Source organism: Xanthobacter tagetidis (assembly GCF_003667445.1).
GTDB lineage: Bacteria > Pseudomonadota > Alphaproteobacteria > Rhizobiales > Xanthobacteraceae > Xanthobacter > Xanthobacter tagetidis.
This window is the reverse complement of the sequence record NZ_RCTF01000013.1, coordinates 67,588-82,777: the sequence shown is the minus strand read 5'-3', so window position 1 is coordinate 82,777 and position 15,190 is coordinate 67,588. Positions and strand designations below refer to the sequence as shown.

Here is a 15,190-nt window from a genome sequence, read left to right as displayed (position 1 = left end):
GCGGACGCCGCCGCCCGCGCTCACGCGCACTGCCAGGCGAGGCGCTTGCGGTAGAGCGTCGAAGGGCTGAGTTCGAGCGCGGCGGCTGCGGCGGCGACGTTTCCGCCGAACGTGGCGATGGCGCGCTCGATGGCGCGGCGCTCGGTGAGCGCCAACGGTTCCACCGAGGCGGCCTCGACCGGTAGCGGCACCACATTCACGGCGTTGGAGCCGAAGCGGGCGATCTCGTCCGCGCCGGCGCCCTCAAGCGCAAGGTGGATGGGGACGTTCGGCCCATCCGCGAGCACGACGATGCGCCGCATGAGGTTCTGCAGCTCGCGCACATTGCCGCGCCACGAGCGGATCTGGAGCACCCGCGCGGCATCCGGGCCGATGCGCGGCATGGGGCGGTGCTCCTCTCCGGCGAACCGGGCGAGAAAGGTCTCGGCCAGCAGCATCACGTCGTCGCCGCGCTCGCGCAGGGGCGGCATGCTCAGCTCCAGCACATGGAGACGGTAGAACAGGTCTTCCCGCAGGCGGCCGGCGCGCACCTCCTCCACGGGATCGCGGTTGGTGGCGCAGACGATGCGCACGTCCACCTGCCGCTCGCGCCCCTCGCCGACGCGCCGCACCTTGCCGTCCTGGAGAAAGCGCAGCAGCTTGGCCTGCAAAGCAAGGTCCATCTCGCCGATCTCGTCCAGGAACAGCGTGCCCCCGTCCGCGGCCTCCGCGGCACCGGCGCGGTCGGCGATGGCGCCGGTAAAGGCGCCGCGCACATGGCCGAACACCTCGCTTTCCATCAGTTCGCGGGGGATCGCGCTGCAATTGAGGGCCACGAACGGTCCGGCATGGCGCGGCGAGCGGGCATGCACCGCCTGCGCGCACAGGTCCTTGCCCGTGCCGCTCTCGCCGGTGACGAACACCGGCGCGGCGGACGCGGCCACGCGCTGGATCCGCTCATAGAGCCCGCGCATGGGCGGGGAGCGGCCGAGGAAGCCGCAGAAATCGGTGGTGCTGGTGGCCGGAGCGGGGCGGTCGTTCTCGCGGCTGGAGCGCCGCCGCTCCACCCGCGCCGGCTCGCCCTGGAGCAGGCGCTCGACCACGTCCTCCGCGCGGAGCGGCTTCAGCACCACGTCGTCGGCGCCGGCGCGCATGCAGGCGACGGCGCTTGCGACCGAGCCCTGGCCGAGCGTGGCGATGAGCGCGCCTTTCAGGCCGGCGGAGCGAAGGCGGGTGACGGCGCTCTCGCCGCCCGGGCCGACCGCGACCACCGCGGACACGCAATGGGGCGCGAGCGCATAGGCGGATTCGAGCGCCTCCGCCTCCATCATGTTCAGCCTGTCCCGGCGTCCGAGAGCCGCGCGCAGAAGGCGGCGGACGGCAGGATCGGGATCACAGACGAGGACCGGCGCGTTGGCGGCTTCTGGGGAGTGCAGCATGACCTCGATCGACGGTAGGAAGGCGTCGGGAGGATCGTGCGGGAGCAAGGTAAAGAAAGATTTTCCTACCTCCGGAAAAACACCAATCCGGCCGGATTTCGTCACTTTCGGCGCCGGCGCTCGGCGCGAGCGGCAGCGGGTCCCATCGGTGGCCTTGGGCCTCAGCCGCCCTGTCGCGGCTGGGTCATGGCGGCGCGCTGGCCGAGGCCGGCCGCCTCGAGCGCGGCGATGGCGCGGTCGGCGAGGTCGGGCGCCGGCAGCAGGCGATGGACCATGCGGCGAATGGTATCGGCGCCGCCGGCGACATCGTTGGCCAGCGCGGCAACCGCTCGGCGCTCTTCGCCGGGGCGATGCACCGCGTTGAGGGCGAGCGCCAGAGCGAGGGCGTTCTCCAGGCTCGGATGCAGCTCCAGCTGGGGCAGCAGCGCCAAGGCGGTGGCTTCGTCGGCGCGCAGGAAGGCGGCGAGGGCGAGATAAGTGTCCTTGAGCGGCCCGGCCTGGGCGCCGTCGGCTTCGGCGTTCGCGAGCAGGTCCTCGCCCTCCGCCACGCGCCCGGCGGCGATGTAGACCATGCCGACGCCGGCGGCGATGTTCGCGTCATGGGGGTTGAGCTGGAGCGCGCGGGTTCCGGTATCCACCGCGGCGCGATACTCGCCGAGAAAGGCCTGGACCAAAGCGAGGGTGCGCGCCGCATAGGCGCTTGCGGGGGAAAGCTCCACGGCGCGTTCCGCCGAGGCCAGCATCTGCGCCGCGCGGCCGGGCGTGGGATCATATCCCGATTCGCCGGTGGCCTCGTCCAGAAGGGCCATGGCCTTGAGCGCGTGGCCCATGGCGAAGCCGGGCAGCTGCCGGGTCAGGCCGTCGAGGCATGCCCGCACCGCGACAGGATTTTCGCCGGCCGAGCGGGAGAGCAGCCCAAAGGCCCGCGCAACGCAGCCATAGGCTGATTGAGGCGCCTCGGCGCGCACGGTGGAGAGCGCGCGCGACGTCACCACGCCCTGGGCCTCCAGGAGTGCGCCGGATACTGCGCGGACCATGCGCCGGGCACTGGCGGCGATGTCGTCGTCGGTCCTCAATCCCTCGACCGCGCGGGACCACAGGATGACGCCCGCGCAGCGGTCGGTGACACGCAGCAGCAGGGAGAATGTTCCGTCCGCATGGCCTTCCGCCACCGTGCCCAGGCCGAAGCGCGAGCGGCCGCGGCTGCCGCAGGCGATCGGCGCCGCGATCTCGGCGGGTGTCGCTTCGCGCACGGTGATGAAGTCGAACTGAGCCAAGGCGTCGCCGAGTCGCTCCTCGAACGCGCGCAGGATGCCGCGGGCGGGCGGCTGGACGCCGGCAGCCTCGAAAGCCGCGACCTCCATCACCGGAAGCATCACGCGCTGGTCGTCGGCGCGCAGCGGGGCGCCCGGCCTGGACATCCATTCGATGCCGGCGACCATGATCGCCAAAGCCAGGGCCGCAGCCGCAAGGCCCATCGCCACCCGGCGCCGCGGCGCCGCGGTTGCGCCGCCCGGTGCCGGCGGGGCGCCGGGCTCGGGTTCGCTTGCGCTCTCGGGTTTGGCTGGCGCCGCTGCCGCCTCGGTCTCGCGCCAGGTGAAGTTCGGCACATAGCTGCCGCGCGGGATCAGGATGCGCAGCGGCTCCTTGGCTCCGGCGGCGGCATAGAAATGGTCCAGCGCGCGCCTGAGGCGGGTCGCCTCGACACGGACGATGGGATCGGTCTGGGGATCGAAGGAAGAAGCGCGGCCGAGCGCCTCAACGGCGATGGTATAGCCCTTGATCTCGTCGGCGCGCCCGTCGAGCGATGTCTCGACAACATGACGCAGGAAGGCGGACAGGCGCGGCGATGCGGACAGTTCCGCCGAAGCGAGCACCCGCTCCAGAGCGCCGCGCACCTCATCGGCATTCGGCGCGCGAATGCCGCCGGCGGTCTCTTCGCCGGGACATCCGGAACCGCCAGAGGCGGCCATATGGTCCATCTTCCCCATCGTCATGCTGTTTTCCGCCAGATCAGTCATGCTGGCAAGGGGGCGGGGTCTGCGCACCGCGCGGTTTCCTCGCGGCGGCGGCGCTGCTAGCTTGCCCCACCGCGCGCCGGCGGGCGTTCACGATTAGCCCCGGCGGGTAAGGAGAGGTGTCATGGCATTGGACGATATGGCGTTGGGCGGAGCGGGCGAGCATTCCGGCGGACCGATGACGCCGAACGATCTCGAGGCGTTCTGGATGCCGTTCACGTCGAACCGCGCCTTCAAGAAGCGGCCGCGGGTCGTCGCCAGCGCCAAGGACATGCATTATTTCACGCCGGACGGCCGGGCGATCCTGGACGGCTGCTCGGGCCTGTGGTGCACCAATCCGGGCCACAATCGCGCGCCGATCGTCGCCGCCATCCAGAAGGCGGCGGGGGAACTGGACTTCGGCCCCACCTTCCAGTTCGGTCATCCCGGCGCGTTCCGGCTCGCGAGCCGCATCGCGGAGCTGGCGCCCGGCGACCTCGACCACGTCTTCTTCTGCAATTCCGGCTCCGAGGCGGTGGATACCGCGCTCAAGATGGCCATCGCGTACCATCATGCCACCGGCAACAGCTCGCGCACCCGCCTGATCGGCCGCGAGCGCGGCTATCACGGCGTAGGCTTCGGCGGCATCTCCGTCGGCGGCATGGTGGCAAACCGGCGCACCTTCGGGACCATGCTGACCGGTGTCGACCATCTGCCCACCACCTACGACCGCAAGAACCAAGCCTTCACCAAGGGCGAGCCGGAATACGGCGCGCATTTCGCCGACGAACTGGAGCGCATCGTCGGCCTGCACGATCCATCGACCATCGCCGCGGTGATCGTCGAACCCATGGCCGGCTCCACCGGCGTCATCCCGGCGCCCCAGGGCTATCTGAAGCGCCTTAGGGAAATCTGCGACAAATACGGCATTTTGCTGATCTTCGATGAGGTCATCACCGGCTATGGCCGGCTCGGCCACGCCTTCGCCGCCGAGCGGTACGGCGTGCAGCCGGACCTCATCACGTTCGCGAAGGGCATCACCGCCGGCGCCGTGCCGATGGGCGGCGTGATCGCCCGCAAGCATGTGCACGATGCCTTCATGAAGGGGCCGGAGCATATGGTGGAGCTGTTCCACGGCTACACCTACTCCGCCCATCCGCTCGCCTGCGCCGCCGGGATCGCCACCCTCGACCTCTACCGGGACGAGGATCTGTTCGCGCGTGCGAAGGCGCTGGAGCCCTATTGGGCCGATGCGGTGATGAGCCTGAAGGACAAGCCCGGCGTGCTGGACATCCGCACGGTCGGCATCACCGCCGGCATCGACCTGCCGGCGCGCGAGGGCCTGCCCGGCCAGCGCGGCTACGAGGCGATCGAGCGCGCCTTCCACGAGGAAGGCGTGATGATCCGCACCGCCGGCGACACGGTGGTGATGACCCCGCCGCTCATCATCTCCAACGAGCAGGTGGACGAGCTGATCGGCAAGGTCGGGCGCGTGATCGAAAAGGTGATGTGAGGCGAGGCGTCATCTCGGCTAGCGCATCGCGCGCCGATCAAGACGTCGTCCCAAACGCAACGCCCGCCCTGCCGCGATCAGGCAGGACGGGCGATGGTCTACCGCAACGGGGGTGGAAGCGCAGCGCTTCCGCCCCCTTTTCATGCGGTCATAGACGTCCTGTCAGTGCCAGCACGATGACGATGATCAGCAACACGCCGACGATGCCACCCGGACCATAGCCCCAGCCGGAGCTGTATCCCCAAGTCGGCAACGCGCCTACAAGAAGAAGTACGAGAATGACGATCAGGATCGTTGACATTTAATCCGCTCCCTGCCGTGTAAATCGCAAGGGAAACGTCGCTATGAGCTTTGCGGTTCCTGAACGTGGCAGAAATTTGGTTGCAGCCGGCCGACGCGTGACGCCTCCTGAGCAGGCCGCCATGAACGCCGGACGGTGCATATTGTTCCGCGTCAAAGCACCTGGCAGGCGCTGACCACGTAATCGCGCGCTGCGCCCTCCAGGAACGGCGTCAGCGCCTCCCGCACCTGCAGGTGATAGGCATCGATCTGCGCGCGCTCGGCCGGGTCGATGAGCGCGAGATTGATCAGCGCGCGTTCGTAGGGCACCAGAGTCAGCGTCGAGAAGCCGAGACAGGGCTTCTCGGCCCCCTCGACTTCCCGCGGCTCCACCAGCACGAGGTTCTCGATGCGGATGCCGTAGTCGCCTTCGCGGTAGTATCCCGGCTCGTTGGACAGGATCATGCCCTCCGCCAGCGGCACGTGGCCGAGCTTGGAGATGCGCGCCGGTCCTTCGTGCACGGACAGGCCGGCGCCCACGCCATGGCCGGTGCCGTGGTCGAAGTCGAGGCCCGCCGCCCACAGATACTGCCGCGCGAACGGGTCGAGCTGGGCACCGGCGACGCCCTTCGGGAACACTGCGCGGGCGATGGCGAGGTGGCCCTTGAGCACCAGCGTATAGTGGGCGCGCATCTGCGGCGTGGGGGCGCCCACCGCCAGGGTGCGGGTGATGTCCGTGGTGCCGTCGGGATACTGGGCGCCGGAATCCAGCAGGAACAGTTCGCCCGGCCGGATTTCGCGGTTGGTGGAGCGCGTCACCCGGTAGTGGACGATGGCGCCGTTCGGCCCGGCCCCCGCAATGGTGGGGAAGGAGACGTCGGTCAGTTCCCCGCATTCCCTGCGGAAGGTCTCAAGCGCCTCCACCGCATCGATCTCGGTGAGTCCGCCCGCGGCGGCGCGGTCGCGGAACCAGGCGAGGAAGCGGGCGAGCGCCACGCCGTCGCGCAGATGGGCGGCGCGCATGCCGGCGATTTCGGCCGGGTTCTTCGAGGCCTTGAGCAGAGCGATGGGGTCGGCCCCCTTGTCCACCGTGCCGCCGGCCTTCTCGATCAGGCCGGCGAGCCGCACCGGGCAGGTGGCCTGGTCGATGCGCATGCGTCGGCCGCGGGAGAAGGCGGCAAGCCCGTCGTCGAGGTGGCTCACCGGATGGAGATGGGCCACCGCCTCCAGCGCATCCCGCACCGCGCCCGGCAGCTTCGTCCGCTCCAGGAACAGCAGCGGGACCCCCTCGGCCGGAACGATGGACCAGGCGAGCGGCAGCGGCGTGTGGGCGACGTCCGCGCCGCGGATGTTGAACAGCCAAGCGGCGGCGTGCGGATCGGAGACCAGGAGCCCATCGACCTTGGCCGCGCCGAGCGTCTCGCGCACGCGGCGCAGCTTGGCGCCGGTTTCTTCGCCGGCGATGGCGAGATCGAGCATGCGCACGGCGCCGTGCGGCGGCGGCGGCCGGTCGGTCCACACCGGGGCCAGCGGGTCGGTCTCCACCGCCACGAGAATTCCGCCGGCGGCGGCTACAGCGGCGGCGAGCTTGTCGCGCCCATCGAGGGTGGTGCGCCAGGCATCGAAGCCGAGGCTCGCGCCCTTCGGCAGATGGGTCTCGATCCATTTCTCCGGGCTGGTCTGCGCGAGCGGGACCACTTCGAAGGCGCCGGTGTCCACCTGGGCCGGCGCCTGGAGCGTGTAGCGTCCGTCGACGAACAGGGCCGCAGCCTCGGCGAGCACCACCAGCAGCCCCGCCGAGCCGGTGAAGCCGGTGAGGAAGGCGAGCCGCTCCTCGCATTCCGGCACGTATTCGTTCTGGTGGGGATCGGCGCGGGGAATGACATAGCCGTCCAGCCCAAGCCGCGCGAGCTCCGCGCGCAGCGCCGCCAGTCGAGCGGCGCCTCTGGTGCCGTCGGCGAGGTCGTCGAAGCTCTGGAACAGGGCCTTGAAGCGTGGATGCGCGGCAGGCGCGGCGGGGCGATGGGGCTCGGACATGAGGCGACCATAGGAGCGCCCCTCACGCTCCGCAATCGCCCGCGAAAGGGTGTGGATGCGGCTGCCGGACGACGGCCGGCGGCTGCGCTGCCCTCTTGCTGGCCATGGGGTGCCTTGGCTATGGTGCGCGTTCAGGCGGGCGTAGTTCAGTGGTAGAACGACAGCTTCCCAAGCTGTATGTCGTGGGTTCGATTCCCATCGCCCGCTCCAAAATTTACCGAACAAAATCAGTGACTTGGATCGTCTTCGCCATTTCCCGAGGCGGTGGCGGCAGTCGCGGTGCTCTCACCTCCGAGCGGTGCCGGAGCGCTGATGAACGGCTGTCCCGGCATCAGGCCGTGCGATTCGGGGATGCTGCTCCCGCGCCCAGCGCCGAATTCCCGCCGCTGCCTGCCGTCTGTCTGGAGCCGTCGGACGTGCCGGTCCGCCGGGCGCTCGGCCGCGTGCCTATCCGGCGCGGGCGGCCCTGCGCAGCGACTGGGGCGGCTGCCCGAACGCGCGCACGAAGGCCCGGCGCATCCGCTCGGGGTCGCCGAATCCGGTGGCCTCGGCCACGGTCTCGATCGGTTGCGCGGATGATTGGACATGCTCCCGAGCGACTTCAAGGCGCAGCCGCTCGACCGCCTTTGACGGCGTCGTCCCGGTCTCGGCCGTGAAAATGCGGGCGAAGTGGCGGGGACTGAGACCGGCCCGGTCGGCGAGGACTTCGACCGTCAGAGGTTTCTCCAGGTGCTCGCGCACCCAGGTGAGCAGAGGAGCAAAGCGGCCGGTCGGCGTCTTGAGCTCCAGCAGCGACGAGAATTGCGACTGCCCCCCGCTGCGGCGATGGTACAGCACCAGCTGGCAGGCGATGTCCTTGGCGACCGCGTCCCCATGGTCCTCGGCGGCGATGGCCAGCGCGAGGTCGATGCCTGCGGTGATGCCCGCCGAGGTCCACACATTGCCGTCGCGCAGGAAGATGCGGTCGGGATCGAGCCTCACTTTCGGATAGCGGGAGACGAAATCCTGGGTGCGGCACCAGTGGGTGGTGGCCTTGCGCCCATCCAGCAAGCCCGCCGCCGCCAAGACGTAGGCGCCGGAGCACACGCTCGCCACCCGTGCGCCGCGCCGGGCGAGGCGGCGCACGAAGGCGAGGGTGGACCGGCACTCGGCCGCGGCTTCGACCCCCAGTCCGCCGGCCACGACGAGCGTGGAGATGCCGTGCGCCGATCGCGGGCCGCAGGCCAGCACCTCCACGCCGCAGGAACTGCGGACCAGACCCGGCTGCGCCGCGATCATCTGCACCTTCGGCGCGGTCGGAATGAACCGCCGCGCCACCTCGAAGACCGAGGCCGGACCTGAGGCATCCAGCAATTGGAAATCGGGGAAGATCACTATGCCGATCATCGTCGTGTCTGAAAACGAGGGGACCCTGACATTCAAGATGGGATCGCAGCATGCCATGCTCGACCGGTCAATATCCGACCCGAAAGCCGAAGAATGACCTCATCCCTGAAGTTCGGATTGCTCGTCTTTCCCCGCATCACGCAGCTCGACATGACCGGGCCGCTGCAGGTCTTCTCCAGCCTTGCCGGTGCCGAGGTGCATCTGGTGTGGAAGCGCGTGGAGGCGGTGCAGAGCGACACCGTGCTGTCCATCATGCCCACAACGGCCTTCGCGGACTGCCCCCAGTGCGACGTCCTCTGCGTTCCGGGCGGCTATGGCACCGATGAACTGATGGGCGACGACGAGGTCCTGGACTTCCTGCGCGCCCAGGCCGCGGGCGCAAGATTCATCACCTCGGTCTGTACCGGCTCCCTCGTTCTCGCGGCGGCCGGGTTGTTGACGGGCCGCACTGCGGCGACCCACTGGAGTGCCGTCGAGGTGCTGCCGATCTTCGGCGTCACACCCTCGCGCGAGCGGGTGTGCATGGATGGAAACCGCATCACGGGCGGCGGCATCACCGCCGGCATCGACCTCGGCCTGAGCGTGATTTCCGAATTGGTCGACCGCCGGACGGCGGAGGCGATCCAGCTGCGCATGGAGTACGATCCCGCTCCCCCGTTCAATGCGGGCTCACCCGACAAGGCTCCGGCCGAGGTTCTCCACCTGATGGAGGACCGCATGAAGGCAGCCAAGGAGCGCCGGATGGGCTTGGCCCGCGCGGCCGCGGCGCGCCTGCGATAGGACGCCCCCCAGGATCGCGCTATGCGATGCCGAGGTCGAGGCCATCGACGCCCGCCCGATCGCCGTCGATGGCTCGCGCCAGCCGCGCGGCCGTGGCGGGGCCCAGGGTGAAGCCCTGGTGTCCGTGCCCGAAATGGAACCAAAGGCCCGGATGGCGCCGCGCCCGGCAGACCAGCGGCAGCATGCCCGGCAAGCAGGGCCGGGTGCCGGACCAGGGCGTCGGCTCCACCGGCGGCCCGAGGTCGAGGAGCGAACGGGCGGCCGCCTCTCCTCTTGCAAGCTGCCGCGGACTGACGCTTGGCTCTGCGGCGGACAGTTCGGCCGCCGTCGCGATCCTGAGGCCTTGGCTCATCGGCGACAGCACCACGGAGTGGTCCGCCAGAAGCATGGGCCGGCTCAAGCCGTGGCTTCCGGAATAGTGGCGGTGGTAGCCGCGCTTGCGCACCATGGGCACGCGATAGCCGAGCGGCCGGAGCAGCTCCGGCGACCATGGCCCGAGCGCCACGACCGCCAGCTCCGCGTCCGAGCCTGCAACGCGCCAGCCGAAGCCGGTGCGCTCCAAGGCGCGCGCATCGGCCTGGGCGATGTGCCCGCCGCGCCGCTCAAACAGCCTCGCATAGGCGCCGACCAGCCGCCCTGGAGAAAGGCAGGTCCAGGGCGCCGTCCAGTGGATGGCGCCTGCCGGCGAGCGCCGCAGGGCAGGTTCGGCGCGCAAAAGTCCCGCTCGGTCGGCAACCGAGAAGGCGACGCCGTGTTGCGCGCGCCTGCGTTCCGCATCGCGAACCGCGGCGGCGAGGCCGCTCTCCGTGTCGTGGACCTGCCAATAGCCTTTCCTGCGGATGAGGCCGTCGGCCCCCGAGGCCTCGATGAGCGCGGCGTGTTCGGGCACGGCTTCGGCCACCAGTTGGCGCCAGAGCGGGATGATCCGGCGCAGAGCATCGGGCAGAGACGACCGCCAGTAGCGGGAGAGCGCGGGCACCTGTGCGGGAAGCGACGGCCAATGAATGTCGAGGGCATTCCCGGAGCCGAGCGCCATCCCGCACAGCACCAGCGGGTTCATCGGCAGCGCATAGGGCTCGACCGCTTCCGCCTGGATGATGCCGGCGTTTCCGTAGCTCGTTTCCGAGCCCGGCGGGGAGCGATCGATGACAATGCAGTCGTGCCCCTGCTCCTGCAGCGCCAGCGCCGTGGCGATGCCGACCATGCCGGCGCCGAGAACCGCGATTTCCGCCATGATGGCTCCCCGAAAGCCGCTCGACCGGCGGCGGTACGATGCGCGATCGCGCTTCCGCCATCACCCTCGCGCCATCGCGATCCGCACGTCGTCCTGCCTCCGCATCGCGTGGCGCGACCGGGTCGCGTCACGCGATGCCGTGGGTTCGGGAAGCCGCGCGATCAACCTACTTCGTCTTGCCGGCAACCAATGGACAGTCGCTTTCGCTCAGCGGACGATAGGCCACATCGGCGGAGATCTTCTCCACCACATTGTAGTAGGCCCAGGGCTTGTCCAGCGCCTTCGGCTCCTTCACCTGGACCAGGTAGAAATCGTGGACGAGCTTGTTGTCCGCCCTGAGCTTGGCCCCCGGAGCGTAGAAGTCATCCACCGGCGTCGCGCGCATCTTTTCCAGCACGAGGTCGGTGTCGTCGGACTGGATGGCGGCCACAGATTTCAGGTAGTGGAACACGGCCGAATAGACCGCCGCCTGCGGGGCGGTCGGCATTGCGCCGTGCAGGGCATAGAAGCGCTTGGCGAATGCGCGGGTGTCGTCGTTCAAGTCCCAGTACCAGGCGGTCACGCCCGTCAGGCCCTTGGCCATCTGGAGGCCCATGCCGTGAATGTCGGTGAGAAACATGAGCAGGGCGACCGGCGTCTGGCCGCCTGCATTCATGTTGAATTCGTTCCATTGCTTGATCGAGGACACGAGCTGCTCGCCGGCATTCGCGAACGCGACGACCTTGGCGCCCGAGCTTTGCGCCTGCAGCAGGAATGAGGAATAGTCGGCATTGCCGAGGGGGTGAAACACCGAACCCACGGATTTTCCCCCGACCGAACCCAGTATCCGTTCGGATTCCGCCACCATGTTGCGTCCGAAGGCATAGTCGGCGGCGATGAAGAACCATTTGTTCTGGCCCTGGCCGACCAGCTTGCGGATCGGCCCGGCAACCAGATTGTAATTGTCGTGGAGCCAGGCAAGGCCCGTGGGCGCGCACTGCTTGCCGGTAATATCGACCGTTCCCACGGCCGAGTACATGACCAGCTTGTTCTTCTCGCGGCCGAGCGACTGGATGGCGAGAGCGACCGCCGAATTGCCGACGTCGGCCACCATGTCAACGCCCTCGGCGAACCAGCGGCGCACGACCTGCGCCCCGACGTCCGGCTTGTTCTGGTGATCGGCGACCAGAAGCTCCACCTTGACCGCAGGCGCGAGCTTCTTGAAATCTTCCAGCGCCAGCCGGGCGGCGATCACAGATCCCCGGCCCGAGAGATCGGACAGGGGGCCGGACTGGTCGTTGATGATGCCGATCTTGACCACGCCGTCGGAGATCTCGGCGGACGAAGGCGTCGCCATCAAGGCGAGGGCCGCGATGGCGCCGGCCGCCGATGTCCGGATGGTTCGCAAGAAATGTTTGCGGTTCTGCATGTCTTCATCCTGCGTCATGTCTGCTGTTCCTCTGTGAGCCGTCTGCGCGGCTTCCTGGATCGACTGGAGGCGGCGGGCGATATTGCGCAGGGCGCCCGCGGCCTCCGGTTGTTCGTGAAATCCTGCGCCGAGGCACAGTCCGCTACAACGGCCGTTTTCCCTCGTTTCCTGCCATTGCGCCGGCAGCCCGCGCGATCAGGTCCCGAGCCATGGCATCCGCCACATGCGCGGGCGAAATGTCGGCCGCCTCGGCCCGGTCGAGCACGTCCGCCAGGCGGTCCGGAATGCGGTGCACGGCATCGACGACGTGGTGCCGGTCATGGCCGAGATATTCCGCCGCGACGTTGATGATGCCGCCGGCATTGGCGACGAAGTCGGGCACGTAGAGAATGCCCCGCGCGTGCAGCAGCGCGGCGTCCGCGCCGGTGCCGAGCTGGTTGTTCGCCGCGCCGGCGATGAGGCGCGCCTTGATCTCGGGAATGGTCGTCCGGTTGAGCCCGCCGCCCAGCGCGCAGGGGGCGAAGAGATCGACGTCCGCCGCGTGGATCGCTTCGGGCGCCACCACGTCCACGGGAATGTCCGCGCGCAAACGGTCCGTGGCGTGCGCATGGAGGTCGGCGACCACCAGCCTGGCGCCGGCCTCGTGCAGGCGCCGGCAGAGGTCCGCGCCGACATTGCCCAGCCCCTGCACGGCGATGCGGCTGTCCGAAAGCGAAATCCCCCGCCGGGCGCATATGTGGCCGATGCTGAGGAACACGCCCAGGGCGGTCCAGGGAGAGGGATCGCCGCCGGCCAGTGCGCCGTCGGCAGGTAGACCGAAGACGAACGGAGTCTGCGCGCGCACCGCTTCCATGTCGGCCGGGGTTGTGCCCACGTCCTCGGCAGCCAGATAGTCGCCGCCGATCTCATCCAGCACCCGTCCGAAGGCTGCAAACAGGGCCGCGCGGTCGAACGATCCTTCCGGCCGCCGGATGACCGACTTGCCGCCGCCCAGCGGCAGGCCGGCCATCGCATTCTTGTAGCTCATGCCGCGCGCCAGGCGCCGGGCGTCGCACAGCATGGCGGCTGCGTCGTCATACGGCCAGAAGCGGCATCCCCCGGTGGCCGGGCCGAGCGCCAGCGAATCGACCACGATGACCCCCGCGAGGTCGCAACTCGGGTCCGCGAACCGGAAGATCCGCTGGCCATCGTCCTCGTCGCGGCTGATCCGGAGGGTCATTGAGGTGCTCCGGCGGAACATCCGGCGGCGCCGCCGGCCACATCGGATTGCGGCTGCCCGGCCGCCAGCCGCGCGGCTGCCCGCTCGCTGGACCGCAGGCGCTCCTCCAGCATGGGGCGGGCAGCGGATCGGATTTCGGCCAGAAGCTCGGCCGGGGCGTTGTCTTCCGTGATGTCGAACGGCGGCTTGGGATCGTATTCCAGCATCAGCTGGAGGCGCCGGGCGATATCGACGCCGCACAATTGCGCCGCGACCTCGAAGGCGAAGTCGATTCCCGCGGTGACGCCGCCCCCCGAAATGCGGTTGCGATCCACCACGATGCGGTCCTTGACCGGGATCGCGCCGAGCACCGCGAGCTGGTCGCGCGACAGCCAGTGGCAAGCGGACCTGTAGCCGGTCAGCAGGCCGGCGCCGGCCAGGATGAAGCACCCGGCGCAGACGGATGTGACGTAGCGCGCCCGCGCGCCGGCGTCGGCCACGAAGGCCATCACCTCCGGGTCGTCCATCAGCGCCATCTGTCCCGGACCACCGCCGACGCACAGAACGTCCAGGGTTGGACATTCCGCGAACGGGGTGGTCGGCATCAGTGTGAGGCCCACATCGCTGGTGATGGGGTCCAGGGACTTCCAAAGCAGATGGATCCGGGCGCCGGGAAGGCGCGCCAGAACTTCGAACGGACCGGTGACATCCAGCTGAGTCATGCCGGGAAAGAAGAGAAGCCCGATTTCCAGCGTTTCTTTACTCACGTCATTCCCCTTCATGCTGCAGCATGATTTTGGGCATGACAGGATGAGGCGGAAACGACATTCTACCCTCCTTTCCTGCCAGGGCAGGGCCGAGCGATGGAGGGCGGCTTGATCCAGCGACATGTCGTCTTCGTCGTATTCCCCAACGCCTTGCTCCTCGACCTCTCGGGTCCGCTGGCGGGTTTCGAGCTGTCGTGCGAGACCTCCGAAGGCGCGACAGCGCCCTACCGGCTCACGGTGGCGTCGGCGGAGGGCGGGTTGATCCGCACGTCATCGGGGCTGGAGGTGATGAGCCGCCCGCTCTGCGGCGTGGCGGACGTGGACACGTTGGTGGTCGTGGGCGGGTCGGGCGTCCACGAGGCGGCGCGAGACAGCCGGCTGCTCGGCTGGCTGGCCGCCAACGCCGGGAGCATCCGGCGGATCTGTTCCGTGTGCACGGGGACCTTCGTCCTGGCAGCGGCGGGGCTTCTCACGCAGCGCCGGGTGGTCACGCATTGGGGGGCCTGCCGGCTGCTGCAGGATCGCTTCCCGGATCTGACAGTGTCCCCCGACGCGATCTACGAGCGTGACGGTCCCATCTGGACCTCCGCGGGAGTGACGGCCGGCATCGATCTCGCGCTCGCCTTGATCGAGGACGACCGGGGCCATGCGGAGGCCATCCGGGTGGCCAAGCGGCTGGTGGTGTTCCTGAAGCGTGCGGGCGGACAGACCCAGTTCAGCGTGCCCTTGGCCTTGCAGGAGGCGGACGACGGGGGGTTCGAAGTCCTCCACCGGTGGATCAGCGATCATCTCGATGAGGATCTGCGTGTGGAGGCGCTGGCGGAGCGCGCGTCCATGAGCCCGCGCACGTTCGCCCGGCTCTATGCGGCGCGGACCGGACGCACACCGGCGAAAGTGGTGGAGGAATTGCGGCTTGATGCGGCCCGTCGCGCCCTTGAGGAAACGCGGCAGAGCATCAAGGAGATCGCGGTGCGCTGCGGCTTTGTGGACGAGGAGCGGATGCGGCGCGCCTTTCGCCGGAGGCTCGGCGTGAACCCGCAAGACTATCGCGGAAAGTTCGGCGCGGCCGAAACCGGCGGGGCGCGCACCGAAGCCGGCGCGCCGCTTTGATGCTCCGCGGCTCAGTCCCGCTGCGAAACCCGGCTGCGCGACGGGGGTCGTCCGCGCCGCCGC

General features: G+C 69.3%; 12 protein-coding genes and 1 tRNA gene. 4 read left to right on the top strand and 9 right to left on the bottom strand.

Going from position 1 to position 15,190, the window contains the following annotated elements; genetic code table 11:
- Positions 1-20 precede the first annotated feature (20 nt).
- Both D9R14_RS15660 and D9R14_RS15655 read right to left on the bottom strand, forming a co-directional pair.
- On the bottom strand, positions 21-1,310 hold the full coding sequence (locus D9R14_RS15660; RefSeq protein WP_245420836.1) for a sigma-54-dependent transcriptional regulator: 1,290 nt from the start codon (positions 1,308-1,310) through the stop codon (positions 21-23).
- A gap of 269 nt (positions 1,311-1,579) precedes the next feature.
- On the bottom strand, positions 1,580-3,415 hold the full coding sequence (locus tag D9R14_RS15655; RefSeq protein WP_121624276.1) for a tetratricopeptide repeat protein: 1,836 nt from the start codon (positions 3,413-3,415) through the stop codon (positions 1,580-1,582).
- A gap of 145 nt (positions 3,416-3,560) precedes the next feature.
- Between D9R14_RS15655 and aptA the strand changes: the two genes are divergently transcribed.
- Positions 3,561-4,928 (top strand): omega-aminotransferase AptA, encoded by a 1,368-nt coding sequence (gene aptA / locus D9R14_RS15650; RefSeq protein ID WP_245420835.1) that lies wholly within the window; start codon positions 3,561-3,563, stop codon positions 4,926-4,928.
- 148 nt (positions 4,929-5,076) lie between these two features.
- Here aptA and D9R14_RS15645 read toward each other — a convergent pair whose 3' ends face one another.
- Both D9R14_RS15645 and D9R14_RS15640 read right to left on the bottom strand, forming a co-directional pair.
- Positions 5,077-5,229: a DUF3309 family protein gene (locus tag D9R14_RS15645; protein WP_121624274.1), complete on the bottom strand. Its 153-nt coding sequence runs from the start codon at positions 5,227-5,229 to the stop codon at positions 5,077-5,079.
- 152 nt (positions 5,230-5,381) lie between these two features.
- Positions 5,382-7,244, bottom strand: a complete 1,863-nt coding sequence (locus D9R14_RS15640) for an aminopeptidase P family protein (RefSeq protein WP_121624273.1) — start codon at positions 7,242-7,244, stop codon at positions 5,382-5,384.
- A 135-nt stretch (positions 7,245-7,379) separates the two neighbouring features.
- Here D9R14_RS15640 and D9R14_RS15635 point away from each other — a divergent pair.
- A tRNA-Gly gene (locus D9R14_RS15635) sits at positions 7,380-7,454 on the top strand.
- 237 nt (positions 7,455-7,691) lie between these two features.
- On the opposite strand, the gene D9R14_RS15630 is transcribed toward D9R14_RS15635, so the two are convergent.
- Positions 7,692-8,630: a GlxA family transcriptional regulator gene (locus D9R14_RS15630; RefSeq protein ID WP_121624272.1), complete on the bottom strand. Its 939-nt coding sequence runs from the start codon at positions 8,628-8,630 to the stop codon at positions 7,692-7,694.
- Between the two features lie 93 nt (positions 8,631-8,723).
- Between D9R14_RS15630 and D9R14_RS15625 the strand changes: the two genes are divergently transcribed.
- Positions 8,724-9,410 carry a DJ-1/PfpI family protein gene (locus D9R14_RS15625; protein ID WP_121624271.1) on the top strand — a complete coding sequence of 229 codons (687 nt, stop codon included), beginning with the start codon at positions 8,724-8,726 and terminating at the stop codon, positions 9,408-9,410.
- Positions 9,411-9,429: 19 nt separating this feature from the next.
- Here the strand turns inward: D9R14_RS15625 and D9R14_RS15620 are convergent, their stop codons facing one another.
- The 4 genes from D9R14_RS15620 to D9R14_RS15605 all read right to left on the bottom strand — a co-directional run bounded on the left by D9R14_RS15620 (position 9,430) and on the right by D9R14_RS15605 (position 14,140).
- Positions 9,430-10,644 carry an NAD(P)/FAD-dependent oxidoreductase gene (locus D9R14_RS15620; protein WP_121624270.1) on the bottom strand — a complete coding sequence of 405 codons (1,215 nt, stop codon included), beginning with the start codon at positions 10,642-10,644 and terminating at the stop codon, positions 9,430-9,432.
- 166 nt (positions 10,645-10,810) lie between these two features.
- Positions 10,811-12,070, bottom strand: a complete 1,260-nt coding sequence (locus tag D9R14_RS15615) for an ABC transporter substrate-binding protein (protein ID WP_245420833.1) — start codon at positions 12,068-12,070, stop codon at positions 10,811-10,813.
- Positions 12,071-12,194: 124 nt separating this feature from the next.
- Positions 12,195-13,292, bottom strand: coding sequence for a Glu/Leu/Phe/Val family dehydrogenase (locus tag D9R14_RS15610; protein ID WP_210210862.1), 1,098 nt, complete (start codon positions 13,290-13,292; stop codon positions 12,195-12,197).
- Positions 13,268-14,140, bottom strand: a complete 873-nt coding sequence (locus tag D9R14_RS15605; protein WP_245420832.1) for a DJ-1/PfpI family protein — start codon at positions 14,138-14,140, stop codon at positions 13,268-13,270. Before D9R14_RS15605 ends, D9R14_RS15610 begins: the two co-directional genes overlap by 25 nt.
- On the opposite strand from D9R14_RS15605, the gene D9R14_RS15600 reads away from it, so the two are divergent.
- Positions 14,114-15,127, top strand: a complete 1,014-nt coding sequence (locus D9R14_RS15600) for a GlxA family transcriptional regulator (RefSeq protein WP_121624267.1) — start codon at positions 14,114-14,116, stop codon at positions 15,125-15,127. The two genes, D9R14_RS15605 and D9R14_RS15600, sit on opposite strands and share 27 nt — an antisense overlap.
- The last annotated feature ends 63 nt before the right edge of the window (positions 15,128-15,190 follow it).